Here is a 24059-nt window from a genome sequence, read left to right on the forward strand (position 1 = left end):
GACTGGCAGGGATTAGGCGTCCCAGACCAATACGTCTATCGGGGTTGGGTTATAGGCATTACAAGGATTGTTCAGTTGCGGACAGTTCGAAATCAGCACAATGACATCCATCGCGGCTGTGAGTTCGACATATTTGCCCGGTGCACTGATGCCGTCTTCAAAAGTCAGGCCGCCGGATTCGGTGATCGGCACATTCATAAAGAAATTAATATTGTGGGTAATATCGCGTTTGGTCATCGCGAATTCTTCATGTTCGCTGACCGCCAGCAACCAACTGTCACGGCAAGCGTGCATACATTTCTTGTCTGTCGCATAGCGAACCGTATTGCTCTCGGTCGCACAGGCACCCCCCAGTGTATCGTGACGGCCACATGTATCGGCGACAATTTCCAGCATCAGATTGCCCTGATCGGAGAGAATCCGGCTTCCGGCCGTTAGGTAGACATTGCCTTGTTCGCGAATCGTATCGATTGCGCTATAGCGTTCCGCTGGGTTGTTGGCATTGTAAAACAGTGTATCCGCCGCCTGATTTCCTTCCAGATCGAGGATGCGGACAGTCTGTCCCTGATGGACGACTTTCATGTAGTAATCACCAGCCGGAACGGTATCGCGGCGGCATGCATCTTCAGCGCGTCGTGGACTTTCAATTATCATCAGAGTACCTCCTGAGGGGGGATGCAGTGGTAGCGGCGGTTATTTTCAAGACCGCGTTGATTCTCATCTTTTCCGTGTTCGGGGTCAGCCAGCGTCGCGGTTGCACTGGATTGGGTCAGTGTCAGTTGTACCGGCTTAAACGGGTATTCTGAGGCCGGGTTGAGCGGATGCGGGCAAGTCGTCAGGATGACTAGCGTTTCCATCTCGAAAGACAGGGCTATCGAATCTCCGGGCTGGCTATGATTTTCCTCGTAGATGAGGCGACCGTCTGTATCGGTACGCACTTGACTGAACAGATTCAGATTGGCAGCCAGATCCCGTTTGCCGAGACCATATTTAGCAACCTCAACCAACAGAGCGTCATAGCCGTTCTGTTTCCATTGGTTGCGGTCATGTTGATAGGTTCGCGCTCCCCATTTCTCAGTCACTTTGGCTTTATTGGCGACCCCACAGACGGTATCGATCCAACCGGTATCATCGCGCACGATGCGACAAAAAATCCGGCCCATATCTGAATAGAGGCAGTGACCTGCTGTGAGTTTAAAGGTGTGCTGGCATTTGAGTGTGTCCGGGGCATTATAGCGTTCGAGCAGGTTCTCCGGGTTGTAAAACAGCACACTCAGGTTGGCGCCCCCTGCAATATCGGTCGCGGTCAGTGTATAGCCGCGTGGTATTTTCATCGACCAGTGCGATGCACCGGGAATGGTGTCGGTAAAGATAACGTCTGATTCTGCGACAGACATCATCGGTTGATTCGGTATCTTTTCGTTAAGCATCGTAGCGTTCCTCAGATTGCATCAGGAATCGGTTGGACCATCGCACTGACATGTTCAGCCAGCAGATGATGTGTCTGGGCGGATTGAACCGCGGTTTTATGTAAAGGAATATCGAAGGTGACTTGGGCGCCGTAGCGTTCCGGTGACTGCGGATCGAGACGTGGGTGGTCAAAGACCCAGATCCGGCTGCCGAGATGAAAACCTTCGCTCAAATCGTGGGTAATCATGAATACCGTCAAGTGTTGCTCCTGCCATAGTTTCCGTACCAGTTCATGCATGTCTTTACGAATGCCGGGATCCAGTGCTCCGAAGGGTTCATCCAGTAATAGAATGCGTGGCTGTTTGACCAGTGACTGCGCAATTGACAGTCGTTGGCGCATTCCCCCTGAAAGCTGGTGGGGATATTGATGTTCGGCATGGCTTAGCCCGACTTGTGCCAGCATATCGCGGGCCTGTTGCTGAGCTTGTTGCCGCTGGTGACCAAATATGCGTCCCAACCAATGACCGCTGAATTGAGCGCTGCCGAATTCCAGCCCGATCAGGACATTTTCCAGAACGGTCAGATGAGGAAAGACCGAATATTTCTGAAAGACAATGCCCCGCTCGACGCTGGGTTCTTGCCGGAGCGGTTGACCATCGAGCAGAATGTCGCCGCGGCTGACCGATTCGGTTCCCAGTAACAGATTGAGAAAGGTCGTTTTACCGCAGCCGGAGGCGCCGACAATACTGATAAACTCTCCTTCGGTGACGTTGAGGTTGAGCCGTTCAAGGACGATATTATCGTCATATTCTTTCCACAGATTGCGGATTTGCAGCATCGGTTCTTTCATTCACTTATCCTCCCTGAGTCTGGTGATGCCAAGGGCTAAGCCGTCGTGAGAGCTGCCTGAGCAGCCAGTCCATGACAAAAGCCAGCAGGGTAATCCACAAGACATAAGGCAGAATGATGTCCATCGACAGATAACGCCGGACCAGAAAAATCCGATATCCTAGTCCTTCGGTAGCCACAATGGCTTCGGCAGCAATCAGAAATAGCCAGGCACTGCCGAGTGTCAGCCGGACAGCATCGATCAGATGCGGCAGGATTTGCGGGACAATCACGCGGACAATAATTTGCCAGCTATTTCCCCCCAGCGTCTGCGCCTTGATCAGTTGTTCTTCCGGGAGAGACTGGGTTTTTAACTGGATATCCCGAATGATGATGGGACAGATACCAATCACAATGAGGGTCACTTTGGAAAGTTCTCCTAGCCCGAGCATGATGAATAGAATGGGGAGAATCGCCATTGGTGGAATCAGGGAAATTGTCGTCACGAAAGGTGATAACGAAGACCTGAATAAGGGGAGAATACCATTGGCGACCCCAAAACAGAGACCGATGAACGCACTCAACCCAACCCCGATACCAAGCCGTTGCAGGCTGGCTAGCGTATCGTTGAGCATCAGATACTCTCCGGTCCGTTTGCTCGGTGTGAATGCCATCCGTTCAACCGCATTGGCGAAACTACTGAAAGAGGGCAATAGTTTATCTGCCGGATTGACGCTCAGACGGGCATCTGAGGCGACCAAGTAGATGATCAGGACGATCACAAAAGGCAAAGCCCCTAGCATCAGACGCAGTAATGGTGATGGTTTCCGGTTAATGAGTCGAGTCATAGCTACTCCAGATCCACTGTTGTACGGTGCGACAATCGGTCTGTCATGCTCACAGCTTGTGTTCTGCAGCCATTTGCATGTAAGTCGAATTGAAGCGGAGTTTGATATTGCCTGCATTACCGAACACTCCGGCAGGGGTTTCGATGCCGATAAAAGAGTCATCCGGTGCTCCGTCACCCAGCAGACCATGATCAAAAGAGAACTGCGCGACTTTCTGCATGGTTTTCATCAGTGAAGCACTGTTCGTAAATTGCACCGCATCAGCAGGAGAGAAGAACATCTGGGTGGCTTGCAACTGAGCGTTATAACCGGCCAGATTAGTACCGGATGCTTTTGCCATCATGGTTTTGGCGGCATCGGCTTGTGGTGATTTCATCACAGACATCACTTCATACCATGCACCAGTCAGGGCTTTGGCAAACTTAGGGTTGTCTTGCAAGGTTTGGGTATTGGCAACCAGCAGATCGATAATTTCACCGGGGATTTTTGTTGAGTCGAAGACCAGTGATGTGTGGGGCTGTGCCGTAATCTCGCTCAGTAGTGGGTTCCAAGTTACGACCGACGTAACATCCGGTGTCTGATAGGCTGCGACAATATCGGCATCCGAGGTATTCACAACATGGACGTCTTGTTCTGATAAACCTATGGCTTCGAGCGCCCGAGCCATCAGATAGTGTGACACGCTGAGTTCGACCAAATTGATATTTTGACCTTGAATGTCGGCCAGTGTTTTATGATCACCTTTTAAGACAATGCCATCATTGCCCGCGGAAAAGTCACCAACGATTAACGCGGTCGAATCAACACCACTGGCTGCCGGAATGGTCAGAGCATCCATGTTGGTCATGACCGTTGCATCGAACTGCCCTGCGGTGTACTGATTGATCGATTCAACATAGTCATTGACCTGAACGACATTGATTTGAATGCCATATTTATCGGCCCATTTTTTCAGAATGCCGGATGAATCTGCGTAATCCCATGGCATCCAGCCAACATAAATCGACCATGCTAATGTAAATTGTGTTTTTTCTTCGGCGGATACCGAACGAGAAAGGGTGAGAGAAGAAATGAGTGTGACAGATAAAACGAGTGCCGTGAGATACGGTTTCAGGAAAAATTTCATAGACCACCTCCACTGTGGGTCATCGGGTGAACAAGCGCATCAGAGACATAACCAATAATATTTATTGGTTGGCCTCCCGGGCTTTTGTCCCGCCGTGTGACCTCAGGTGAGGTTGATATCTCTCGGACCAGTCGCTGCGGTAGCAGCCGGAACCCTAGACATCTATTTCATTCATTGTACGTTCGAAATACTACTGCATTATGCTCTTCGCAACTAGTGAAACAAATAGCAAAGGCTATGCCAAAGGTTTTATTTGTATAAATAACAATGGCTTATAATTGATGTAATCATTTGTGTTGGTGGGCGTGTCACCATGTTGGTGCGCTTTTGCACTCTTTTTGTCTGATATTTTTGTCCGATATCCTTCTGTGTGTGAGCCATTTTTAATTAAAGATGATTGGTTATAAAAATGATGAGTTATGAGAATGATTTGTCGTAAGAACGACTTTGGTATGTGCTCAACAAAAAAGCCCTGAATGAACAGGGCTTTGAGGGCATTATCTTGATGTGAACCGACTACTTCTGCAAGACTGAAATATCCGCAATTTCTAAGAATAGATTGCGTAAGTCGTTGAGCAGTGTCAGACGGTTGATTTTCAGTGCTTCATCATCCGCCATGACCATGACGTCTTCAAAGAATGCGTCAACCGGTTCTTTCAGTGCGGCTAACTGGTTTAGTGCTGACTGATAATCACCGTTAGCAAATGCGGGTTCGAGTGCTTCACTCAGAACCGCGACATTTTCTGCCAGAGCGACTTCTGCACCTTCCTGAAGTAAGGTGAGGTCAACTTCTTCTGCCAACTGACCATCAAACTTAGCCAAAATATTACCGACACGTTTATTCGCCGCAGCCAATGAATCAGCCGCATCGAGCGTACGGAAATGAGAGACGGCTTTGACGCGCTGATCGAAATCAGTCGGTTTGGTTGGATGACGAGCCAATACCGCCTGAATGACATCGACGCTGAAGCCTTCGTCTTGATACCAAGCGCGGAAACGGCCAAGCATAAATTCGATGACATCTTGCTCGACGTTGGCATTGGTGAGTTTATCGCCGAACTGTGCTGCGGCTTCGGCAACTAAATCAGCCAAATCTAACTGATAGCCGTTTTCGACGATAATCCGCAGAATCCCTAATGATGCCCGACGCAATGCGTATGGGTCGGAACCTTTCGGTGCCTGACCAATTCCAAAAATACCGACAATGGTATCCAGTTTATCGGCAATCGCGACCGCAGAAGAGATCGCATTACTTGGCAGACGATCACCGGCAAAGCGCGGCATGTACTGTTCATTCAGCGCCAGTGCCACCTCTTCGGCTTCACCATCATGACGCGCATAGTGCATCCCCATGATGCCTTGCGTTTCGGTGAACTCGAATACCATTGATGTCATCAAATCACATTTTGCCAGTAGTGCGGCACGAGTTGCTTTCTCGACATCGGCACCGATGTTTTTGGCAACGTAAGACGCTAATACGGCAATCCGGTCAGTTTTATCTTTGATGCTACCCAGTTGTTTCTGGAAGATTGCCGTTTCCAGCTCTGGCAGACGGTCAATGAGTGGGCGTTTGCGGTCATTGTTAAAGAAGAACTCTGCGTCAGCCAGACGAGGCCGGACAACTTTCTCATTGCCTTCGATGACGTGACGGGGTTCTTTTGACTCAATATTGGAGACGAAAATAAACTTCGGTAGCAGGTTTTTATTGACGTCGTAAACCGGGAAGTACTTCTGATCACCTTTCATGGTGTAAACCAGTGCTTCAGAAGGAACTTTGAGGAATTCTTCTTCAAAAGAAGCGGTCAGGACGACTGGCCATTCGACCAGTGATGCAACTTCTTCAACCAAGTCTTCTTCTAAATCGGCAATCCCACCCACGTCTGCTGCTGCTTTTTGCGCACCAGCAATAATCATTGCTTTACGAGCCTCGTAGTCTGCAATCACTTTGCCGCGTTGTTGCAGAATGTCTGGATACTGGCTGGCTGATTCGAGGGTTAGTTCGGGTTCACCCATAAAACGGTGGCCGCGAATGACTCGGCCAGACTGAACACCGAGGATTTCACCTTCGATCAATGCTTCATCCAGCAAAATCGTCAGGGTTTTGACCGGACGGATAAACTGGGTGTCTTGGTCGCCCCAACGCATTGGTTTGGCAATCGGTAAGTTGGATAATGCTTTGGCGGCGAGTTCAGCAATGAGTGTTTTTGCTGACTGGCCTTTGACGGCTTGCTTGAACAGCAGCCATTCGCCTTTATCGGTTGTGAGTCGCTCTGCTTGTGCAACGGTAATCCCGTTACCCCGCGCCCAGCCTTCAGCCGCTTTGGTTGGATGACCATCCGCATCAAATGCGACCGCTACTGCCGGGCCGCGTTTTTCGACGACTTTATCCGGTTGTTGTTCTGCCAAGCCGGCCACTTTCAGTGCCAGACGACGTGGTGTGGCGTACCACTGCATCGTTTCGAAAGGTAAGTCAGCGGCTTTCAATTCGGTTTGAAAGTTGTGATAAAACGCTTCGGCCAGTGTGCGAAGCTGTGTCGGTGGGAGCTCTTCCGTTCCCAGTTCAATTAAAAGTTCTTTAGCCATGCTTTCTCTCCCCTTATGCCTGTTGGTCTTGCTTTTTGCACATTGGGAAGCCCAACGCTTCACGAGATGCGTAATAAGCTTCTGCGACGGCTTTGGTCAAATTACGGATGCGTAAAATGTAGCGCTGACGTTCTGTCACAGAAATCGCTTTGCGTGCATCGAGCAGGTTAAATGCATGTCCTGCTTTTAAAATGCGTTCATAAGCAGGCAACGGGAGTGGTGTTTCTAGTTCCAGCAGGTGCTGACACTCTTTTTCACATTGATCGAAGAAGGTGAACAGGAAGTCCACATCCGCATGTTCAAAGTTATAGGTAGACTGCTCGACTTCATTTTGGTGATAAATGTCACCGTAGGTGACTTTACCCAGCGGGCCGTCTGTCCAGATGAGATCATAAACGGAATCGACACCCTGAATGTACATTGCCAGACGTTCTATACCGTAAGTGATTTCACCGGTGACAGGTTTACACTCCAGACCACCTACCTGTTGGAAATAAGTAAACTGGGTCACTTCCATACCGTTCAGCCAGACTTCCCAGCCCAGTCCCCAGGCTCCCAAAGTCGGGTTTTCCCAGTTATCTTCGACGAAACGAATGTCGTGAACTTGTGGATCAATCCCCAGCGCTTTCAGCGATCCGAGGTACAGCTCTTGAATATTATCCGGTGACGGTTTGATCATTACCTGAAACTGGTAATAGTGTTGCAGACGGTTCGGGTTTTCACCGTAGCGACCGTCAGTCGGACGGCGGGAAGGCTGCACATAGGCTGTCGCAATTGGCTCTGGGCCAATGGCACGCAGGCAGGTCATCGGGTGAGATGTCCCTGCACCCACTTCCATATCTAAAGGTTGAACAATCGTACATCCTTGACGGGCCCAATAATCCTGCAGCGCGAGGATCATCCCCTGAAAGGTTTTGATATCATAGTTTGTTTGCATAGTCGGGTTCGCGCGAGTTGTTTGAATCATGAAAAATAACGTTGAATTATACCGATATATTGACGTATCGAGTAGGGGCAATCTTGTTTAATTGTTGTGCATTGTTCTTTTCACGACATAAAACCGATACGATGCTTGTTTTCCGTACATAAGGCCGTTAGAATCGCTGCGTCTTTGGGGAGTAGCTTACCACGCCATTGGCCCGGAATTGGATTGTTCTGCGGCAATGTCACCGGTTCGTTCGTCAACATCATTGGTGCCCATCACCGTGGCGTTCGAGACTCATACGAGTTTAGCAAGACCTTAGACAAATATCGCAGTACTAGGGGTAGGATGCGATGTTTGTCTATGGTTCATCGTCCTGCCCCGAGAGCATGTCGTGAATATTTTAGCTATATCAATTACAACTGTAACGCTGGCAGAGATCGGCGATAAGACACAACTTCTTTCATTAATGTTGGCAAGCTGCTATCGCAAGCCGTTGCCGATTATCAGTGCCATCTTCCTTGCAACTCTGGTGAATCACGCCCTCGCGGCCTGGTTGGGCGTTGTCGTTGCCGAATACCTTTCTCCGGATATTTTGAAATGGGTGATTTTTGCCAGCTTTTTAGCGATGGCGGGTTGGGTCTTGATCCCCGATAAAATGGATGATGATGGTGCCTGTTCGAGCCGGGGACCGTTTGTTGCCAGTTTTATTGCATTTTTCGTTGCGGAAATCGGGGATAAAACGCAGATCGCAACTTCTGTGTTAGGGGCTCAATTTGCCGATGGTTTGCTCTGGGTGGTTTTGGGAACGACTATTGGGATGATGATTGCCAATGTACCGGTTGTGTTGATCGGCAAGCTCTCCGCTGATCGATTACCGCTGGCCCTGATTCGGAAAATCACCGCGGTTCTGTTTGTCGGTTTGGCTGGCGTGGCGGTTTTATATTGAGTCGGGTCCTCGGTGAACACTATCGGTGACAAGCGTGATATCTGACATACATGCTTCATGATTCTCATGCTACTGTGATGCTAGGATCGTCAATAAAGGGAGTGGCGTATGTTAGTTCGTTACACTGGCATGAGCTTGAAAAGCCAATTCTACTTGTATGGATTTGGCTTTATTCTGACTGTATTGGGTATGGTATTAACCGATATGTGGTTACCGATGGTTATCGGGGCACTCATCTTGATGGGTCTGATCGTCGAGTCTTGGATCCATATTTTTCATATTGTGCCGTTACATCAGGAAGTCCGTTCTCTGAAAAAGCAGATGGAAAAACTGCAACATCATTATCAGGATGAGAAGGAGCTGTAACGCTTCGTTATATTCAACATAAAACACTTCTGTGATGCTTGTTCCACTTCTTTCGGGCAAGTTTTTGCTCACCGGGCAACTTCTTGCTCGCCTCTGGGCAAGATCTTGCTTGTATCTATATTTGTATCTTTATAACCAATTGATTTTATTGATATGTGTGAGTTGGCACAGGCCTTGCTCTTACAGTGCAAGAGCCTAAAGGTTCTATGTATATTAAAAACATGAACTTATTATAGATAATTGAAGGAATTTCAGAATGCCAACTCCATGTTATATCTCTATCGAAGGTGAAACTCAGGGGCTAATCACGTCAGGCGCTTGTACTGCTGATTCTATCGGTGACTCTTTTGTTGAAGGTCACGAAGATGAAATGATGGTTCAACAGTTTGACCACGTTGTCACTGTTCCGACTGATCCTCAGTCTGGTCAGCCTGCTGGTCAACGTGTTCACAAGCCTTTCAAATTCACTGTGAACCTGAACAAAGCCGTTCCTCTGCTGTATAACGCATTGGCTTCAGGTGAAAAAATGTCTTCTGTTACTTTGAAGTGGTACCGCACTTCAATCGAAGGTAAACAAGAAAACTTCTTCACCACAACACTTGAAAACGCAACGATCGTTAACATCGAGTGTGCAATGCCACATTGCCAAAACCCAGCAGACGCTGATTTCACTCAAAACCTGACGGTATCAATGTCTTACCGTAAGATCACTTGGGACCACGTTAACGCGGGTACTTCAGGTGCTGACGACTGGCGTAAGCCAATCGAAGCTTAATTGTCTGATGGACAGGCACCTGATGTGCCAGTCCGACAATGCTTTGATGGTCATGTTGCTCACCCTTGGTGGGCAACATTTGTTTATATCGCGACCTTTTTTACCTTTCATCCGCATTTATTGGTAATAAGCTTGTTTTGTCATCAGCAATCAGGTTGTGCTGTGTGCTGCGATGAAGTCTGAGCCCCGCCAGATAATCCCCTCATCTTCGATATCATCCTTTGAGCGTTTCATCTTTATCATTCGGCTTTCATATTTGTATTTGGGGTCACAAGATATTTTGCAACTTCTCACCTAAGCTTCTTATTGTCTCACTTGAATATGGAGAGGAATCAATGGGCCAAGCTGCAATGATTAATCGCTTAAATGAACTGCCAAGAATCGAGTCATTACTGCAAGAGTTACTCGAAATGGTCAATCAGGAAGATGTTGATTTTAATGAATTGTCTAAAAAAATAGCCATGGACCAAGTGCTGAGTGCGCGTTTGTTAAGAATGGCAAACTCGGTCTATTTTGGCGGGAGTAAAACGATTTCATCGGTCAATGATGCTTTGATTCGTGTCGGGATTGGTGCCGTCAAAACATTGGTTGTTGCTTCTGTACTATCCAGTGCTTTCAACCAAGTCAAAACATTAGATATGGAGCAATATTGGTCTGATACATTCGAAATCTCTGTCATTGCGAGTCAACTGGCTCCTTCGGCTGGTCTGGATAAAAATGAAGCGTTTACCATTGGTGTCTTGCATAATGTCGGTGAGTTAATGATTCATTCATTGGTGCCGGAACTGGCATTAGAGATTCAAACTAAAATCAAACAGGGAATGGCACCATTGGAGGCACAAAAGCAGGTCCTTGAGACCACTGCTCCTGCGTTGGGAGGAAAACTCGCCACCACTTGGAAGTTTCCTGATTCCGTGGTTGATGCGATTGAGCACTACGAGCATCCGGATGCTGCCGCCAAGAGCCCACAGTATGCCCGGTTGATTCATTTGTCCCGGATCATTAACGAACACTGGGATTTATTAGCCAGTGAGCAGGATAAATTTAATTTTATGACCAAACAAGCCTATAGCGATATGCTGAATGTATCGTCTTCAGCTGTTCCCGACTTGGATAACCATCGAGGAGAAGGGAAAGATCTTGCCCATCAAATCACCTAGTTGTTATCGATTTAGTGGTGCTGATGAGTGTCATGACCATGATGTTGCGTTAAGGATGAGGAATTGATCATGAAGATACAATCGGTTTGCATTGCAGTGACCTTGATGATTGGTTTGCTTGCAGGTTGTGCCACTCAGCAGAAGCGGGGTTCAATGATGGCGCAGTTGTATGAAGGTCGTCCTGTGAGCCGTCTGGACGTGAATGGTACCCCGAAAACTGAGCAAGAAGCGATTGCACGTGGCGATGCTGCGATGCATGCGCAGCAGGATGATTTAGCGCTGTTTGAGTATATTCGTGCGTTGTCATTGCCAGCGGGACAGCAGCGAGATGAAACCCTTTATAAAATTGGGCGCATTCATCAGTTGCATCAGCGCGATAGGTTATCCGAGAAAGCGTATCAGATGGCGTTGCAAGACAATCCGCATAATATCGACGTATTGCAGCAGTTGGGGGTGAATTACAGTAAGAAAGGGGTGTTTGAGGTCGGAAAACGTTTCTTTATTCGCGCCATTAATGCAGATCAGATGCGTTTGCATCACCACGTGATGCTATCGCCATCGCTCAACCAGATTGATACTGTCGATGCTTTAGAAATGGATCAACATTCTCCCGTCAATGCTTATATGGGGCTGGGGATTATTTATGATGTGGATTCCCAGCATGACATTGCTCAGGCGCTTTATAAAAAGGTGCTGAATATTCACCCTCAATCGAGCAAATTACTGCTTAACATTGGTTATTCCTATTATATGAGCGGTGACATTCTTGAGGCCAAGCGTGCCACGCTTGCTGCATTGGCGCTTGATCCCGGTAACAGCAGAGCGCAGAACAATCTGGGTCTCATTTATCTGAGTCAGGGAAAAATACAGCGAGCGCTGAATGTGTTTATGCGGCAGATGGAGAGTTATCAGGCGTTAAACCGTGTCGGCTACTTTCTGATGATTCAGGGCCACCCCGACCAGGCCATTCCTTATTTGCAGCAAGCCATTGATGAAAAGTCATCCTTCTATCAAGCCGCGCATGAAAATCTGGAAAGGGCATTTGCTGAAGTAAACGCCTTGGCTCATCAATAATTATTGGTGATCAATGGTTATTGGTGATCAATAGCGATTAGCGACTCGTAACATCAACACGACTCAAAGCCCTTTCTGAATCAAAAACAGATACGGTTCTTGCTCGATTTGAGCTTCCAACAACTGATGATCCATAAACCGACAGAAGCTGGGGATATCTCGGGTTGTCGAGGGGTCATCGGCAATGACCAGTAACTTCTCACCGTCTTTCATCGAACGGATGGTCTTTCTGACCATCATAACAGGTTCGGGACACCGTAATCCTTCGGCCTCTAATGTGTAGTCGGCTAATGATTTATCAATGGTCATGGCAGGGGGCTTTGTTAGTCATTTGAATGTCAAATCATACTGCCGAAGAAAAAATATTCAATAACCTCTTGGCAAATGAAACTTTTTGTTTTAATTTATTTAACATGTTTGCAACATGACGTCGAGGAGCAAGGAATGCTGAACGAAATCGACAGACTAACTATCTATGCTCTGGTGGGATTTATCTCGTTTGGAGCGTTGGTGATAAGCACATCGGCGTCGGAACAAGCTTCACTCATGCCGGTATGGGGAGTGATTGCTGCAATGATCGGGCTTTGGCTGGAAGTCCATCAATACGATACATCCAAGCATTGATTGAAAAGTAACTCTAAACACAATGCAACCTTTCCGACACTATCCCATTTTTCTTGGGCTTCCCCGCAGTAATGCGGGATTTTTTTTGCCTGTAACAACGACCATCATGCCAGTCAATTGAATTGACCGGCATAATAGCCGAGAAGCAGGCGATTCCCAGATTAAGACAAAAAGAACCGATAGGTCGGATTGTTGGTCTCGTCTTTGTACTGATAACCCAATTCAACGAGATGTGCAGAGAAACGGACTAAATCGTCGTCACTGAGCTCAAATGCACAAAGCACCCGGCCGTAGTCGGCGCCATGATTACGATAGTTGAAGAGACTGATATTCCAGTGTGTCCCGAGCGTACTGAGGAATTTCAGCAATGCTCCGGGATATTCCGGAAACTCGAACGCGTATAACCGTTCTTTGAGTGGCTTCGACGGTTTTCCGCCAATCATGTAACGAATGTGCAGTTTGGCGATTTCGTCATCGGATAAATCGATAACCGGATAGCCAGCTTTACGCAGATCCTGAATGATGCTGTTGAGTTCTTCCGGGCCACCGGCGAGACGAATCCCGACGAAGACATTGGCCAGTGAGTCATCATTGTAACGATAGTTAAACTCTGTGACCGCCCGGCCACCAATGATCTGGCAGAATTCGAAAAATGCACCTTTGCGTTCAGGGATGGTTACAGCGAGCAAACCTTCACGTTTTTCGCCGAGTTCACATCGTTCTGAAACATAGCGTAAGCCGTGGAAATTGGTGTTGGCACCGGAGAGAACGGTTCCTAACTGTTTGCCTGTCAACTGGTGCTGTTCTGCGTACTTTTTCAACCCCGCCAGAGCCAGAGCACCGGAAGGTTCTGCAATCGCACGGGTATCTTCAAAGATATCTTTCACTGCGGCGCAGATTTCATCACTGGACACAGAGACATGACCGTCCAGATATTGCTGACATAAACGGAACGTTTCATCGCCAATACGTTTTACCGCCACCCCGTCTGCAAACATGCTGACTTGTTCCAGAACCACCGGTTCACCGGCATCAAGCGCCGCTTTTAAACAACCGGATTCTTCCGGTTCAACGGCAATGACTTTGATTTCAGGCATCAGTTGTTTGATCAGCACGGCAACACCGGCCGCCAGACCACCGCCACCGACGGGCACGAAGATATAATCCAGATGACCGTTCTGTTGCAGCATTTCCATGCCAATCGTGCCTTGTCCGGCGATAACCAATGGATGATCGAAAGGGGGCACAAACGTGTAATGATGCTCAGCGGCAAGTCGTTCGGCTTCTGCTTTCGCTTCATCGAAGTTATTACCGAATAACACCACGGCACCGCCAAATCCTCGGACGGCATCGACTTTGATATCTGGAGTGGTTTTCGGCATGACGATCGTTGATTTCACACCTAACTTCGTACCGGATAAGGCCAATCCTTGAGCATGGTTACCCGCAGATGCTGTAATAATGCCCGCTTGTTTTTGAGCCTCGCTCAGATTTGCAATCATGTTGTAGGCACCGCGCAGTTTAAACGAATGAACTGGTTGGCGATCTTCGCGTTTGAGCTGGACGCGGTTATTGACTCTCGCTGCGAGCCGGGGCATGTCTTGCAATGGTGTCACCATCGCAACTTCGTAGACCGGGGCGCGCAAGATTTGGCGCAGATAATCTGCGCCGGTTTGGCTGGTGGATGTCATCGACTAGTCTCCTAGCTTTGATTTGTCTCTCACCGCACCTTTGTCAGCACTGGTTGCCATGCTGGCATAGGCTTTCAGCGCAAAAGAGACTTCACGCTGGCGATTGGCCGGTTTCCAGCCGATCTGATCTTGTTTCGCACGACGGCTTTCCAGTTCATCTGCTGACACGACCAGTTCAATGGATCGTCCGGGAATATCAATATCAATGATGTCACCGTTTTTAATCAGCCCGATAGCACCGCCATTGGCAGCTTCCGGAGAGGCGTGACCGATGGACAGACCGGATGTGCCGCCAGAGAAGCGACCGTCGGTTAGCAGGGCGCACGATTTACCCAATCCCATCGATTTCAGATATGTCGTCGGATACAGCATTTCTTGCATGCCGGGACCGCCTTTTGGTCCTTCGTAGCGGATGACGACCACTTCACCGGCTTTGACTTGACCGCCAAGAATACCTTCAACCGCATCTTCCTGACTTTCAAACACAATCGCCGGACCACGGAATTTCAGGTTGCTTTCATCAACCCCTGCGGTTTTAACGATACAGCCGTCCAGTGCGATATTGCCTTGCAATACCGCAAGGCCACCATCTTGGCTGAACGCGTGTTCTCTGGTACGGATACATCCGTCCTGACGATCATCGTCCAGCGTTTCCCAGTAGCAATCTTGTGAGAAAGCTTGTGTGGTGCGGATGCCCGCAGGACCGGCACGGTAGAATGCTTTCACGTCAGCAGAATCAGTTTGCATGATGTCATATTGCGCCAGCTGTTCTTGCAGGCTGATACCAAGTACCGTTCTGGTCTCAGTATTCAGGAGGTTGGCGCGGTTGAGTTCACCGAGAATCCCCATGACACCGCCGGCACGGTGGACGTCTTCCATATGGTACTTCTGAGTCGACGGGGCCACTTTACACAAGTGCGGTACGCGACGTGACATGCGGTCAATATCGTCCATGGTGAAGTCCACTTCACCTTCCTGTGCTGCAGCAAGCAGGTGCAGTACCGTATTGGTTGAACCGCCCATGGCAATATCCAGCGCCATGGCATTTTCAAATGCAGATTTATTGGCAATGTTACGCGGCAGAACGGATGCATCATCTTGTTCGTAATAGCGTTTTGCCAGCCCGACAATGCGTTGACCTGCGGTGAGGAAGAGTTTTTTGCGATCCGCATGCGTTGCGAGCAGAGAACCGTTGCCCGGTTGCGACAGCCCCAAAGCTTCAGTCAGACAGTTCATCGAGTTGGCCGTAAACATACCGGAACAAGAACCGCAGGTCGGGCAAGCAGAACGCTCAACCTGTTCGCTCTGTTCGTCAGATACATTTGGATCGGCACCCTGAATCATCGCATCTACGAGATCGAGTTTGATCAGTTGATCGGACAGTTTGGTTTTTCCGGCTTCCATCGGGCCGCCGGAAACGAAGATCACCGGGATATTCAGGCGCAGCGAGGCCATGAGCATTCCGGGAGTTATTTTGTCACAGTTGGAGATACAGACCATCGCGTCGGCACAGTGTGCATTGACCATATATTCGACAGAGTCGGCAATCAGCTCACGAGATGGCAGTGAATAGAGCATTCCGCCGTGACCCATCGCAATGCCATCATCGACGGCAATGGTGTTAAATTCTTTGGCAATACCACCGGCGGCTTCAATTTCACGAGCGACCATCTGGCCTAAGTCTTTCAGATGAACATGGCCCGGTACAAACTGGGTGAATGAGTTGACCACGGCAATGATTGGCTTCCCAAAATCATCTTCTTTGACGCCGGTAGCACGCCATAAAGCGCGTGCCCCTGCCATATTACGACCATGTGTTGTTGTTGCGGAACGATACTTCGGCATTGTGTTGTCCTTTACTTGATTCTTTTGGGGTTAGGCATTCTCTTGAGGATTGACGTAATCTAACCAACCCCATTTATCTTCAGTGGTTCCATTGAATAGTCCGAAAAAGGCATCCTGAATCACTTTGGTGATCGGGCCGCGTTTTCCTGAACCAACGCAGATGCGATCAACACTGCGTACCGGTACGATTTCAGCAGCGGTTCCGGTCATGAAAATTTCGTCTGCCAGATAGAGCCCTTCACGGGCGATATTGGCTTCGCGGACGGTATAGCCGAGATCTTTCGCCAAAATCATAATGGTATCGCGCGTAATCCCCGGAAGAATCGAGCTGGTTGTCGGTGGTGTGAGGATTTCTCCGTCTTTTACCACAAAAATATTCTCACCGGCCCCTTCGGACAGATACCCGTCAACACTCAGGGCGATCCCTTCGTCATAACCGTGACGACGGGCTTCTCCACCAACCAGGAGTGAAGAAAGGTAGTTCCCTCCGGCTTTTGCTGCCGTTGGGATGGTATTCGGTGCAGCACGGTTCCAACTGGAGATCATCGCATCAACGCCATTTTCTAATGCTTCTTCGCCAAGATAGGCACCCCATGGGAAAGCGGCGATAATCATATCCAGTTCAGTATCGTTTGGCGGGCAAACGCCCAGACCGACATTACCGACAAAAGCTAATGGGCGGATATAAGCGGAGTTGAGTTGATTTGCGCGTAAGGTTTCTCGGGTTGCTTCCATAATTTCTTCAACAGAATATGGAATCGGGAAGCGATAAATTTTGGCAGAGTTGACTAAACGTTGTGCGTGTTCCCGATGACGGAACACGATCGGGCCTTTGGGGGTGTCATAGCAGCGAACGCCTTCGAAGACTGATGTTCCATAATGCATCGCGTGCGTCAGGACATGTACTTGAGCATTTGCCCACGGCATCATTTCCCCGTTAAACCATATAAAATCCGCAGTATTAGTAGCCATTATTATTTCTTCCTTATGCACAAATTTTTTGTTGTAAATTGTTATTGGGTAGTTCGTTATTGCTGATTTGAATGACTTCAACAGTACGCACATCCCATAATTTTTCGATTTGGTTGGTCAATGTTGTGATTGGCCGATCGCTGTCGACGATAATTTCGACGCTGGCAACTTTGCTTTCATGATTTTGGGTTGCCGCAACCTGTTTGATGATGAATCCGCGGTGACGAATGACACGCAGTACCCGCTCTAGCAGAACCGGCTTATCATCAGCTTTGATGTCGAGTAGATATCTTTCCATTTCTGGTGTCTCCTATGTATTTTCCAGCATGTCATTGTTTGATGCACCGGGTGGTACCAGCGGCCAGACATTTTCTTCTTCATCAATTGCTACATGCAGTAGATAAGCGGTTTTGCTTGCCAGCATTTCTTGTAAAGCCGGCTCAACTTCTTCTTTCTTGGTAATGGTTTTGCCCGGAATATCGAAAGCGCGTGCCAGCATGATGAAATCCGGGTTGTCGTCCAGAATGGTTTCACTGTGGCGACCGTCGAAAAACAGAGATTGCCATTGACGAACCATTCCCAAACGCTGGTTGTTCAACAATACGATTTTGACCGGAATCTGGCGGCGTTTTAATGTGCCCAACTCCTGAATATTCATCATAAACGAACCGTCACCCGTAATCAGAATGGATTGGTCGTTAGGACGAGCCACGGCTGCACCCATCGCGGCTGGCAAACCAAATCCCATGGTGCCAAGACCCGCCGATGAAATAAAGTTTTGCGGTGCTCTTGGCTGAATGTGCTGCGCTGCCCACATTTGATGCTGACCAACGTCTGTCGAGACAACGGAGTCGTCAGGCATCATATCGGATAACTGTTTCAGTAGCAGCGGTGCATAAATCAGTTCACCGGGATGGTCATAACGCCATTTGAATCCACTCCGCAAGCTCTCACTGTGGTGAACCCAGCCACTAATATCATGTGAGAGTTCCAGTTGCGGCAGAATCGTATTGATGTCGCCCCGCAGTGCCGCATTGGCACGTCGGAGTTTATTGAACTCTGCGGCATCGATATCAATATGAATCACTTTTGCATGTGGGGCGAAAGTATCGAGTTTGCCGGTCACCCGATCATCAAAACGGGCGCCGACCGTGATGAGGAGGTCACATTCCTGAACGATTAAATTGGCTGCTTTCGTCCCATGCATGCCTAACATACCCAGATAGTGAGGGTCGTGGCGTTCAACCGAGCCCAATCCTTTGAGGGTACTGACAGACGGCATTGGGTTGAGTCGTAAAAATTCTCGTACCGTGTCGGTTGCATGGGCGAGTTGAACACCGCCACCGACATAAAAAACCGGACGTTGGCTTTCATTCAACATCGTTTGTGCTTTCGTGAGTTCATCCGGATTGGTTTGAGGCATGGCAGGGGGAGTACATGGGGTGAGCGTCGTGACAGGGGATTGGGCCAGTTGAACGTCTTTTGCGATATCGACGATGACTGGCCCGGGGCGTCCCGTTTTGGCAACTTCAAAGGCCTCCGCCAATGTGGGGGCCAGATCATTGATATCGGTCACCAGATAGCTGTGTTTGGTACAAGACAGTGACATGCCGATGACATCCATCTCCTGAAATGCATCCGTTCCGATATGAGAGCTGGCGACCTGTCCGGTAATGGCAACCAGCGGGACGGAATCAAGGAAAGCATCTGCCAGCCCTGTTACGAGGTTCGTTGCTCCCGGCCCTGATGTCGCCATGCATACGGCAACTTCTTGGGTTGATCTTGCCATCCCGATGGCTGCCATGGCCGCCCCTTGTTCGTGACGACACAAAATATGTTCGACACCACCGTCATACAGGGCATCGTAGATGGGCATGATTGCACCACCCGGATAACCAAATACGGTCTTGATACCTTGTTGTTTCAGGGCTGCTACGACGAGTTGCGCTCCGTTCATCGTGTCCCTCCCGTACATTCATCGTTCTTATTGCTTCGTGTTGTGTTGTGTGAGCACTTCATGTGCGACTCCCGTTATACCGCTTTGCCGACTGGGTCAGCGCACGTTTTATTATTGTCCAGACTAAAAAAAACCCCCGGACTTTTCAGTGCGGGGGTTTGTTTCATCTTGCTGCTATCTTTCGTCCAGTAGCCCCCGCGCGGAATCAATAATGACCACGACTAGAATCAGGCTAATGAGAGAATGTAAACGAACGAACAGATGCATCATGAATAGAAATCTTATTTTAGTGAATGTTCCAAGATTGATGAAAATCTCGACATACCTAGTGTGTAACATACAATTCTGTTACATGACAAGGAAAATATCATTCTTTTTTCATATTCTTTTATTTTCCGCCTGCGTTATACCTACCCCCGTACATTCTGCGTATCACTGATTGATACCGTGAATATTTATAAATCAATCACAAGGGAATTATATGGGGTTAGCAATCATTCATAGTCGGGCGAGTGTTGGTGTAGAAGCACCGTTGGTGACAGTTGAAGTGCATATTAGTAATGGGATGCCCGGATTTACTCTGGTGGGCTTGCCGGAAACCACGGTCAAAGAATCACGGGATCGGGTCCGTAGTGCGATTATTCATTCTCGGTTTGAATTTCCACCCAAACGCATCACTGTCAATCTGGCACCGGCCGATTTACCGAAAGAGGGTGGCCGATTCGATCTGCCTATTGCTTTGGGGATTCTGGCAGCGTCGGATCAAATTATGGCGGATCATCTGGCAAACTATGAGTTTTTAGGGGAGTTAGCGTTATCCGGCCAGTTACGAACCGTGAAAGGCGTTTTACCCGCAGCTCTGGCTGCCGGGTTGGCTGGCCGTGCTTTGGTGGTACCGCATGAAAATGGTGATCAGGCGGCTTTAGTCGGGCAAGAACAACATTATTCTGCCGGGAGTTTGCAAGAAGTCTGTCAGGCTTTATGCGGCGATTTATCGCTGGGATTACATCAGTCTCCGCCACAGATTGAACAACCAGCTTCTGGGCGGGATTTGCAGGATATCATCGGCCAGCAACAGGGGAAGCGTGCTTTAGAAATTGCCGCTGCCGGGCATCATAACTTGCTGTTTCTCGGGCCTCCGGGAACAGGTAAAACGATGCTGGCCTCGCGGTTATGTGACTTACTGCCTGAGATGAGTAATGAAGAAGCGATGGAAACCGCAGCGGTTGCTTCACTGACGCAGCAGGATATTCATCAGTACAACTGGAAACAGCGGCCATTTCGAGCACCGCATCATTCCAGTTCTATGGCTGCTTTGGTCGGTGGCGGTTCGATTCCGCGTCCCGGTGAAATTTCACTGGCTCATAATGGATTACTCTTTCTCGATGAGATGCCGGAGTTCGAACGTCGAGTGCTCGACTCATTACGTGAACCCTTGGAGTCGGGGGAGATTGTCATTTCCCGGGCGCAAGGGAAGACGCGCTTCCCGGCGCGATTTCAGTTAGTCGGGGCGTTAAATCCAAGCCCGACAGGGTATTATGATGGTCAGGAAAGCCGGATCAATCCGCAACATATTCTTCGTTATCTGAGCCGATTATCAGGGCCGTTATTGGATCGCTTTGACTTGTCGATCGAGATCCCTGCTTTACCGAAAGGCATGCTTGCCGAAGGCGGGGGGCGGGGAGAAACAACGCAGGTGGTGCGTGAGCGAGTGCTGCGGGCGCGTGAATTAATGCTCCGTTTACGGGGAAAAGCGAATTCTCTTCTGACCAGCCGGGAAATTGAGACGTTCTGCCCATTGGCTAAATCTGATGCCGATTTTCTGGAAAATGCATTGCACAGTCTCGGGCTGTCGATTCGTGCTTATCATCGCATTATTAAAGTTGCCCGGACTATTGCTGATTTAGCGGGAGAGGAACATATCCAGCGGGCACATCTGGCAGAAGCGCTGGGATACAGGGCCATGGATCGATTATTGAAGCAGTTGACGATGCAAGCTGTGTGAGACGGTATCTGCATGACGAAGAGAAGCATGTTATTCAATGACTAAATTTGTATAATCACACGCTATTTTATTTTTGAGCGGAAATGACGTCTATCTTATGCTGGCTTACGTTTTATTGGTTGTAAACGCCTGTTTGGTGTTGGTGAATACTGGTTTTTGTTCTGTTGCGATCTGTGTCGCTGCCTTGATCAAACTGTTGTTGCCAACTTCTGCTTTAAAAGCTTATGCGACACGGCTTGCCAACTGGTTCATGTGGTTGTGGGCCACGGTAAATATGCGTATTTTGCATTTATCCAACCCTGTCGAATGGGACATTCAGGGGGTTGAGGACTTAAATCGGCAGGGATGGTATCTCATGATCAGTAATCATATGAGCTGGACGGATATCGTCGTGCTATGCAGTGTGTTTAAAGATCGGATCCCAATGCCGAAGTTTTTCTTAAAACAGCAGTTACTTTATGTACCGTTTATCGGCATGAGTTGCTGGGCACTGGATATGCCGTTTATGCGTCGTTATTCAAGAGAATATCTGCTGCGCCATCCGGAAAAACGCGGTCAGGATCTGGCGACAACACGTCGCTCCTGCGCCAAATTCAAGAATACACCGACCACTGTGGTCAATTATGTTGAGGGCACGCGTTTTACACCGGAGAAACAACGTGCAACCAAATCGAGCTATCGACATCTGTTGCCACCGAAATCGGGAGGTATCGCTTATACGCTGGCGGCAATGGGTGAGCAGTTCGAGAACATTATCGATGTGACGCTGGCTTATCCGGATAATCAGGCCGTGCCATTTAAAGATATGTTGATGGGTAAAATGCAGCGCATTGTGGTTCGGGTTCGGGTTTTACCGGTTGATGAGCGCGTATCCGGTGATTATTTCAATGACAAACCTTATAAGCGGCAGTTTCAGAGATGGTTGGGAGATGTCTGGGAGCACAAAGATGCGTTATTGGATGATATATATCAATGATGCCAAGTGATGCAATATATACCCAAATGACCTCATATAGACAAATCAGGGAGCCCAAAGGCTCCCTGATTGTTTTGAATGATTCCGTTGAGGTTGTTTTTGGGTTGATTATTTTTTCAGCAAATAGTCAACCAGCTCGAAATATTGGTCGATTTTAATATCGTGTGGTGGCTGAACAAGGTACTTATTGTTGACGACAACCGCAGGAACACCGGTCAGGCCACTGTTGTTAAAGGTATCATCGAAACGGCGAACCATAGAATCTACGGCAAAGCTGTTAAATGCATTATCGAATGATTTGCCATCAATCCCTTCATCCGTAAAGATTTGTTTTAAAGCTTTATCGTTTTGAGGCGGGCGTCGTTTGTTATGAATGCGATCAAACATCACCGGCACCATTTTGTCTTCTACATTCAGAGAGACCATCGTTGCATAAGCTTTACTCATCGAATGCGCCATGTTGCCACCCATGAATGAAACATGAACTCGCTGGAATTCAGTCCCTGCCGGAAGTTGTGCTGCCAGTTTTTCAACAATTGGCTCAAATTCATTACAGTGTGGGCAGTAGAACGAGAAAAATTCCATCACTTTCGGATTCTCGGAATGCGGCCGATCAAGCACTTTGTAGTATTTGCCTTCTTCAAACTGAGCGGCGTGAATAGACAGACTGACGAGTAAAGTTGTTAATAAAGCAAAAAGCTTTTTCATGATGAACTCCATATGATTCGATTATTGTATTATACCCACCTAACTTCAAATCCTTCCTACTGCCTATATTCAACGCTGGTGAAACATGTTTATGCAAAGCCACAGCAATGAATTTTATTGAAGCGATCCTTCAAGGTTGGGTATTGGGGCTACCATTGGGGCATAAAAGAAAGTGGTATCTCTTCCAGTGCTGAAATTTGTTCTTTCAGTGCAAGTACTTGTCCTTCCCAGTATTTGGGATCATTAAACCAAGGAAAAGCGACCGGAAACGCAGGATCTTGCCATCTTTTTGCCAACCATGCCATGTAATGTACCATGCGTAGACCACGCAACGGTTCAATTAGTTTCAATTCAGAAGGGTTAAAATCGCAAAATTCTTGGTAACCTTCAAGGATTGTATCGAGTTGTGCAAGTCGGTCAGCACGATCACCGTGCAGCAGCATCCATAAATCCTGAATTGCCGGGCCATTACGCGCATCGTCCAAATCGACAAATATCGGGCCATCACGCCAGAGAATATTGCCCGGATGGCAGTCTCCGTGGAGACGGATATTGTTGGTTTGTTGCGGCCAGAGCTGCGCTATCGCATGAATCAGCAAGGAAAGATCGGAAAAAAACGCTTTTTCGATATGGGATGGAATAAACGTGGATTGTTCCAGTAGTTGTTGGGGACGATAGAGGTACTCGTCTAGTGTGACGGTCGGACGATACATAAAGGGGTGTTTCGCGCCGACTTGATGAATACGTCCCATAAATCGTCCGACCCACTCAAGTTGTTCAACATTGTCAATTTCGAACTGGCGTCCCCCTTCACTGCGAAACAGTGCGAATCGATATCCTTGATAATGATGAAGTGTCTTGTCCATCAGGCAGATCGGTGCGGAAATCGGAACGTCTGACTCAGTGAGTTCTTGAGCAAATTGGTGTTCTTCCTCAATTTGTTCGTCCGACCATCGTTCCGGACGATAAAATTTCACTACATAGCGCTGACGAGATTCATCGATAAATTGGTAAACCCGGTTTTCGTAGCTATTTAACGGCAAGAATCCGGATTCGGCACGGATACCGATGCTCTCTAGTGCATACCACATGAGGTCTGGGGTCAGTGCATCGAAGTGAAAGGTTGCTTGTGTCATGATCAGAGCTTATCGGTCTGTGATGTGTGACGAAAGACTAACATTGATTCATGATATCCCCAAACAGGCTCCGTGCTTATCAGCCTGCCGGGGGAGAAGTGGTT

Annotated in this window: 24 protein-coding genes and 1 riboswitch; of the genes, 8 read left to right on the forward strand and 16 right to left on the reverse strand. The window is 48.4% G+C overall.

Translation table 11 applies throughout. The features are described 5' to 3' along the window. Positions 1–12: 12 nt before the first annotated feature. The 8 genes from BSQ33_RS08930 to BSQ33_RS21565 all read right to left on the reverse strand — a co-directional run bounded on the left by BSQ33_RS08930 (position 13) and on the right by BSQ33_RS21565 (position 7986). A complete protein-coding gene (locus tag BSQ33_RS08930; protein WP_021021443.1) occupies positions 13–654 on the reverse strand; it encodes an urea amidolyase associated protein UAAP2 in 642 nt (213 codons plus the stop codon). Next, positions 654–1430 (reverse strand): urea amidolyase associated protein UAAP1, encoded by a 777-nt coding sequence (locus tag BSQ33_RS08935; RefSeq protein ID WP_232471916.1) that lies wholly within the window; start codon positions 1428–1430, stop codon positions 654–656. The genes BSQ33_RS08930 and BSQ33_RS08935 overlap by 1 nt, the downstream gene beginning before the upstream one ends. Before the next feature lie 11 nt (positions 1431–1441). Further along, positions 1442–2260: an ABC transporter ATP-binding protein gene (locus BSQ33_RS08940; RefSeq protein WP_198298087.1), complete on the reverse strand. Its 819-nt coding sequence runs from the start codon at positions 2258–2260 to the stop codon at positions 1442–1444. Positions 2261–2264: 4 nt separating this feature from the next. Next, the gene (locus tag BSQ33_RS08945) at positions 2265–3086 is read right to left on the reverse strand and encodes an ABC transporter permease (RefSeq protein ID WP_021021446.1); all 822 of its coding nucleotides are present in this window, start codon (positions 3084–3086) and stop codon (positions 2265–2267) included. 49 nt (positions 3087–3135) lie between these two features. Then, positions 3136–4212: a putative urea ABC transporter substrate-binding protein gene (locus tag BSQ33_RS08950; RefSeq protein ID WP_021021447.1), complete on the reverse strand. Its 1077-nt coding sequence runs from the start codon at positions 4210–4212 to the stop codon at positions 3136–3138. A gap of 71 nt (positions 4213–4283) precedes the next feature. Beyond that, a riboswitch (guanidine-I (ykkC/yxkD leader) is annotated at positions 4284–4381 on the reverse strand. 347 nt (positions 4382–4728) lie between these two features. After that, positions 4729–6795 (reverse strand): glycine--tRNA ligase subunit beta, encoded by a 2067-nt coding sequence (gene glyS / locus BSQ33_RS08955; RefSeq protein WP_021021448.1) that lies wholly within the window; start codon positions 6793–6795, stop codon positions 4729–4731. Between the two features lie 13 nt (positions 6796–6808). After that, a complete protein-coding gene (gene glyQ / locus BSQ33_RS08960) occupies positions 6809–7732 on the reverse strand; it encodes a glycine--tRNA ligase subunit alpha (RefSeq protein WP_021021449.1) in 924 nt (307 codons plus the stop codon). Positions 7733–7842: 110 nt separating this feature from the next. Then, entirely contained in the window at positions 7843–7986 is a 144-nt protein-coding gene (locus tag BSQ33_RS21565; protein ID WP_157721374.1) for a hypothetical protein, read from the reverse strand. A 125-nt stretch (positions 7987–8111) separates the two neighbouring features. On the opposite strand from BSQ33_RS21565, the gene BSQ33_RS08965 reads away from it, so the two are divergent. From BSQ33_RS08965 to BSQ33_RS08985, 5 genes are all read left to right on the forward strand, one after another. Then, positions 8112–8666 (forward strand): TMEM165/GDT1 family protein, encoded by a 555-nt coding sequence (locus tag BSQ33_RS08965; RefSeq protein ID WP_021021450.1) that lies wholly within the window; start codon positions 8112–8114, stop codon positions 8664–8666. 108 nt (positions 8667–8774) lie between these two features. Beyond that, entirely contained in the window at positions 8775–9032 is a 258-nt protein-coding gene (locus BSQ33_RS08970) for a hypothetical protein (RefSeq protein WP_021021451.1), read from the forward strand. Between the two features lie 256 nt (positions 9033–9288). Further along, on the forward strand, positions 9289–9807 hold the full coding sequence (locus BSQ33_RS08975; protein ID WP_088133786.1) for an Hcp family type VI secretion system effector: 519 nt from the start codon (positions 9289–9291) through the stop codon (positions 9805–9807). Between the two features lie 335 nt (positions 9808–10142). Continuing rightward, the gene (locus BSQ33_RS08980; protein ID WP_088133885.1) at positions 10143–10967 is read left to right on the forward strand and encodes an HDOD domain-containing protein; all 825 of its coding nucleotides are present in this window, start codon (positions 10143–10145) and stop codon (positions 10965–10967) included. A gap of 69 nt (positions 10968–11036) precedes the next feature. Further along, a complete protein-coding gene (locus BSQ33_RS08985; protein ID WP_088133886.1) occupies positions 11037–12041 on the forward strand; it encodes a tetratricopeptide repeat protein in 1005 nt (334 codons plus the stop codon). A gap of 63 nt (positions 12042–12104) precedes the next feature. Here the strand turns inward: BSQ33_RS08985 and tusA are convergent, their stop codons facing one another. Beyond that, positions 12105–12350, reverse strand: a complete 246-nt coding sequence (tusA, locus tag BSQ33_RS08990) for a sulfurtransferase TusA (RefSeq protein ID WP_021021455.1) — start codon at positions 12348–12350, stop codon at positions 12105–12107. A gap of 135 nt (positions 12351–12485) precedes the next feature. On the opposite strand from tusA, the gene BSQ33_RS08995 reads away from it, so the two are divergent. Beyond that, positions 12486–12665 (forward strand): hypothetical protein, encoded by a 180-nt coding sequence (locus tag BSQ33_RS08995; RefSeq protein WP_021021456.1) that lies wholly within the window; start codon positions 12486–12488, stop codon positions 12663–12665. Between the two features lie 161 nt (positions 12666–12826). On the opposite strand, the gene ilvA is transcribed toward BSQ33_RS08995, so the two are convergent. The 5 genes from ilvA to ilvG are packed head-to-tail and all read right to left on the reverse strand — an operon-like array spanning position 12827 to position 19130. Continuing rightward, the gene (gene ilvA / locus BSQ33_RS09000; RefSeq protein ID WP_021021457.1) at positions 12827–14356 is read right to left on the reverse strand and encodes a threonine ammonia-lyase, biosynthetic; all 1530 of its coding nucleotides are present in this window, start codon (positions 14354–14356) and stop codon (positions 12827–12829) included. A gap of 3 nt (positions 14357–14359) precedes the next feature. Continuing rightward, complete coding sequence (gene ilvD / locus BSQ33_RS09005; RefSeq protein WP_088133887.1) at positions 14360–16201, reverse strand: dihydroxy-acid dehydratase; 1842 nt, start codon at positions 16199–16201, stop codon at positions 14360–14362. A gap of 30 nt (positions 16202–16231) precedes the next feature. Next, positions 16232–17173: a branched-chain amino acid transaminase gene (locus BSQ33_RS09010; RefSeq protein WP_088133888.1), complete on the reverse strand. Its 942-nt coding sequence runs from the start codon at positions 17171–17173 to the stop codon at positions 16232–16234. A 13-nt stretch (positions 17174–17186) separates the two neighbouring features. Continuing rightward, positions 17187–17471 (reverse strand): acetolactate synthase 2 small subunit, encoded by a 285-nt coding sequence (ilvM, locus tag BSQ33_RS09015; protein ID WP_021021460.1) that lies wholly within the window; start codon positions 17469–17471, stop codon positions 17187–17189. A gap of 12 nt (positions 17472–17483) precedes the next feature. Further along, positions 17484–19130, reverse strand: a complete 1647-nt coding sequence (gene ilvG, locus BSQ33_RS09020; RefSeq protein WP_021021461.1) for an acetolactate synthase 2 catalytic subunit — start codon at positions 19128–19130, stop codon at positions 17484–17486. A 481-nt stretch (positions 19131–19611) separates the two neighbouring features. On the opposite strand from ilvG, the gene BSQ33_RS09025 reads away from it, so the two are divergent. Then, on the forward strand, positions 19612–21135 hold the full coding sequence (locus BSQ33_RS09025) for a YifB family Mg chelatase-like AAA ATPase (protein WP_088133889.1): 1524 nt from the start codon (positions 19612–19614) through the stop codon (positions 21133–21135). Positions 21136–21232: 97 nt separating this feature from the next. Further along, the gene (locus BSQ33_RS09030) at positions 21233–22111 is read left to right on the forward strand and encodes an acyltransferase (protein WP_021021463.1); all 879 of its coding nucleotides are present in this window, start codon (positions 21233–21235) and stop codon (positions 22109–22111) included. Between the two features lie 108 nt (positions 22112–22219). On the opposite strand, the gene BSQ33_RS09035 is transcribed toward BSQ33_RS09030, so the two are convergent. Together BSQ33_RS09035 and BSQ33_RS09040 are read right to left on the reverse strand one after the other, a co-directional pair. Then, complete coding sequence (locus BSQ33_RS09035; RefSeq protein ID WP_088133890.1) at positions 22220–22819, reverse strand: thiol:disulfide interchange protein DsbA/DsbL; 600 nt, start codon at positions 22817–22819, stop codon at positions 22220–22222. A gap of 149 nt (positions 22820–22968) precedes the next feature. Beyond that, a complete protein-coding gene (locus tag BSQ33_RS09040; RefSeq protein WP_088133891.1) occupies positions 22969–23955 on the reverse strand; it encodes a serine/threonine protein kinase in 987 nt (328 codons plus the stop codon). Between the last annotated feature and the right edge of the window lie 104 nt (positions 23956–24059).

The organism is Vibrio gazogenes (assembly GCF_002196515.1).
GTDB lineage: Bacteria > Pseudomonadota > Gammaproteobacteria > Enterobacterales > Vibrionaceae > Vibrio > Vibrio gazogenes_A.

Excerpts from the sequence above, each read along its gene's own strand:
- BSQ33_RS08950 (WP_021021447.1), bottom strand. The coding sequence starts at position 4,212 with ATGAAATTTTTCCTGAAACCGTATCTCACGGCACTCGTTTTATCTGTC.
- ilvG (WP_021021461.1), bottom strand. The coding sequence starts at position 19,130 with ATGAACGGAGCGCAACTCGTCGTAGCAGCCCTGAAACAACAAGGTATC.
- BSQ33_RS08995 (WP_021021456.1), top strand. The coding sequence starts at position 12,486 with ATGCTGAACGAAATCGACAGACTAACTATCTATGCTCTGGTGGGATTT.
- BSQ33_RS09025 (WP_088133889.1), top strand. The coding sequence starts at position 19,612 with ATGGGGTTAGCAATCATTCATAGTCGGGCGAGTGTTGGTGTAGAAGCA.
- BSQ33_RS09030 (WP_021021463.1), top strand. The coding sequence starts at position 21,233 with ATGCTGGCTTACGTTTTATTGGTTGTAAACGCCTGTTTGGTGTTGGTG.
- BSQ33_RS08940 (WP_198298087.1), bottom strand. The coding sequence starts at position 2,260 with ATGAAAGAACCGATGCTGCAAATCCGCAATCTGTGGAAAGAATATGAC.
- BSQ33_RS08930 (WP_021021443.1), bottom strand. The coding sequence starts at position 654 with ATGATAATTGAAAGTCCACGACGCGCTGAAGATGCATGCCGCCGCGAT.
- ilvM (WP_021021460.1), bottom strand. The coding sequence starts at position 17,471 with ATGGAAAGATATCTACTCGACATCAAAGCTGATGATAAGCCGGTTCTG.
- BSQ33_RS08975 (WP_088133786.1), top strand. The coding sequence starts at position 9,289 with ATGCCAACTCCATGTTATATCTCTATCGAAGGTGAAACTCAGGGGCTA.
- BSQ33_RS08985 (WP_088133886.1), top strand. The coding sequence starts at position 11,037 with ATGAAGATACAATCGGTTTGCATTGCAGTGACCTTGATGATTGGTTTG.
- tusA (WP_021021455.1), bottom strand. The coding sequence starts at position 12,350 with ATGACCATTGATAAATCATTAGCCGACTACACATTAGAGGCCGAAGGA.
- BSQ33_RS08935 (WP_232471916.1), bottom strand. The coding sequence starts at position 1,430 with ATGCTTAACGAAAAGATACCGAATCAACCGATGATGTCTGTCGCAGAA.
- glyQ (WP_021021449.1), bottom strand. The coding sequence starts at position 7,732 with ATGCAAACAAACTATGATATCAAAACCTTTCAGGGGATGATCCTCGCG.
- BSQ33_RS09035 (WP_088133890.1), bottom strand. The coding sequence starts at position 22,819 with ATGAAAAAGCTTTTTGCTTTATTAACAACTTTACTCGTCAGTCTGTCT.
- BSQ33_RS21565 (WP_157721374.1), bottom strand. The coding sequence starts at position 7,986 with ATGATGTTGACGAACGAACCGGTGACATTGCCGCAGAACAATCCAATT.
- BSQ33_RS08970 (WP_021021451.1), top strand. The coding sequence starts at position 8,775 with ATGTTAGTTCGTTACACTGGCATGAGCTTGAAAAGCCAATTCTACTTG.
- BSQ33_RS08945 (WP_021021446.1), bottom strand. The coding sequence starts at position 3,086 with ATGACTCGACTCATTAACCGGAAACCATCACCATTACTGCGTCTGATG.
- ilvA (WP_021021457.1), bottom strand. The coding sequence starts at position 14,356 with ATGACATCCACCAGCCAAACCGGCGCAGATTATCTGCGCCAAATCTTG.
- BSQ33_RS09010 (WP_088133888.1), bottom strand. The coding sequence starts at position 17,173 with ATGGCTACTAATACTGCGGATTTTATATGGTTTAACGGGGAAATGATG.
- BSQ33_RS08980 (WP_088133885.1), top strand. The coding sequence starts at position 10,143 with ATGGGCCAAGCTGCAATGATTAATCGCTTAAATGAACTGCCAAGAATC.
- BSQ33_RS09040 (WP_088133891.1), bottom strand. The coding sequence starts at position 23,955 with ATGACACAAGCAACCTTTCACTTCGATGCACTGACCCCAGACCTCATG.
- ilvD (WP_088133887.1), bottom strand. The coding sequence starts at position 16,201 with ATGCCGAAGTATCGTTCCGCAACAACAACACATGGTCGTAATATGGCA.
- glyS (WP_021021448.1), bottom strand. The coding sequence starts at position 6,795 with ATGGCTAAAGAACTTTTAATTGAACTGGGAACGGAAGAGCTCCCACCG.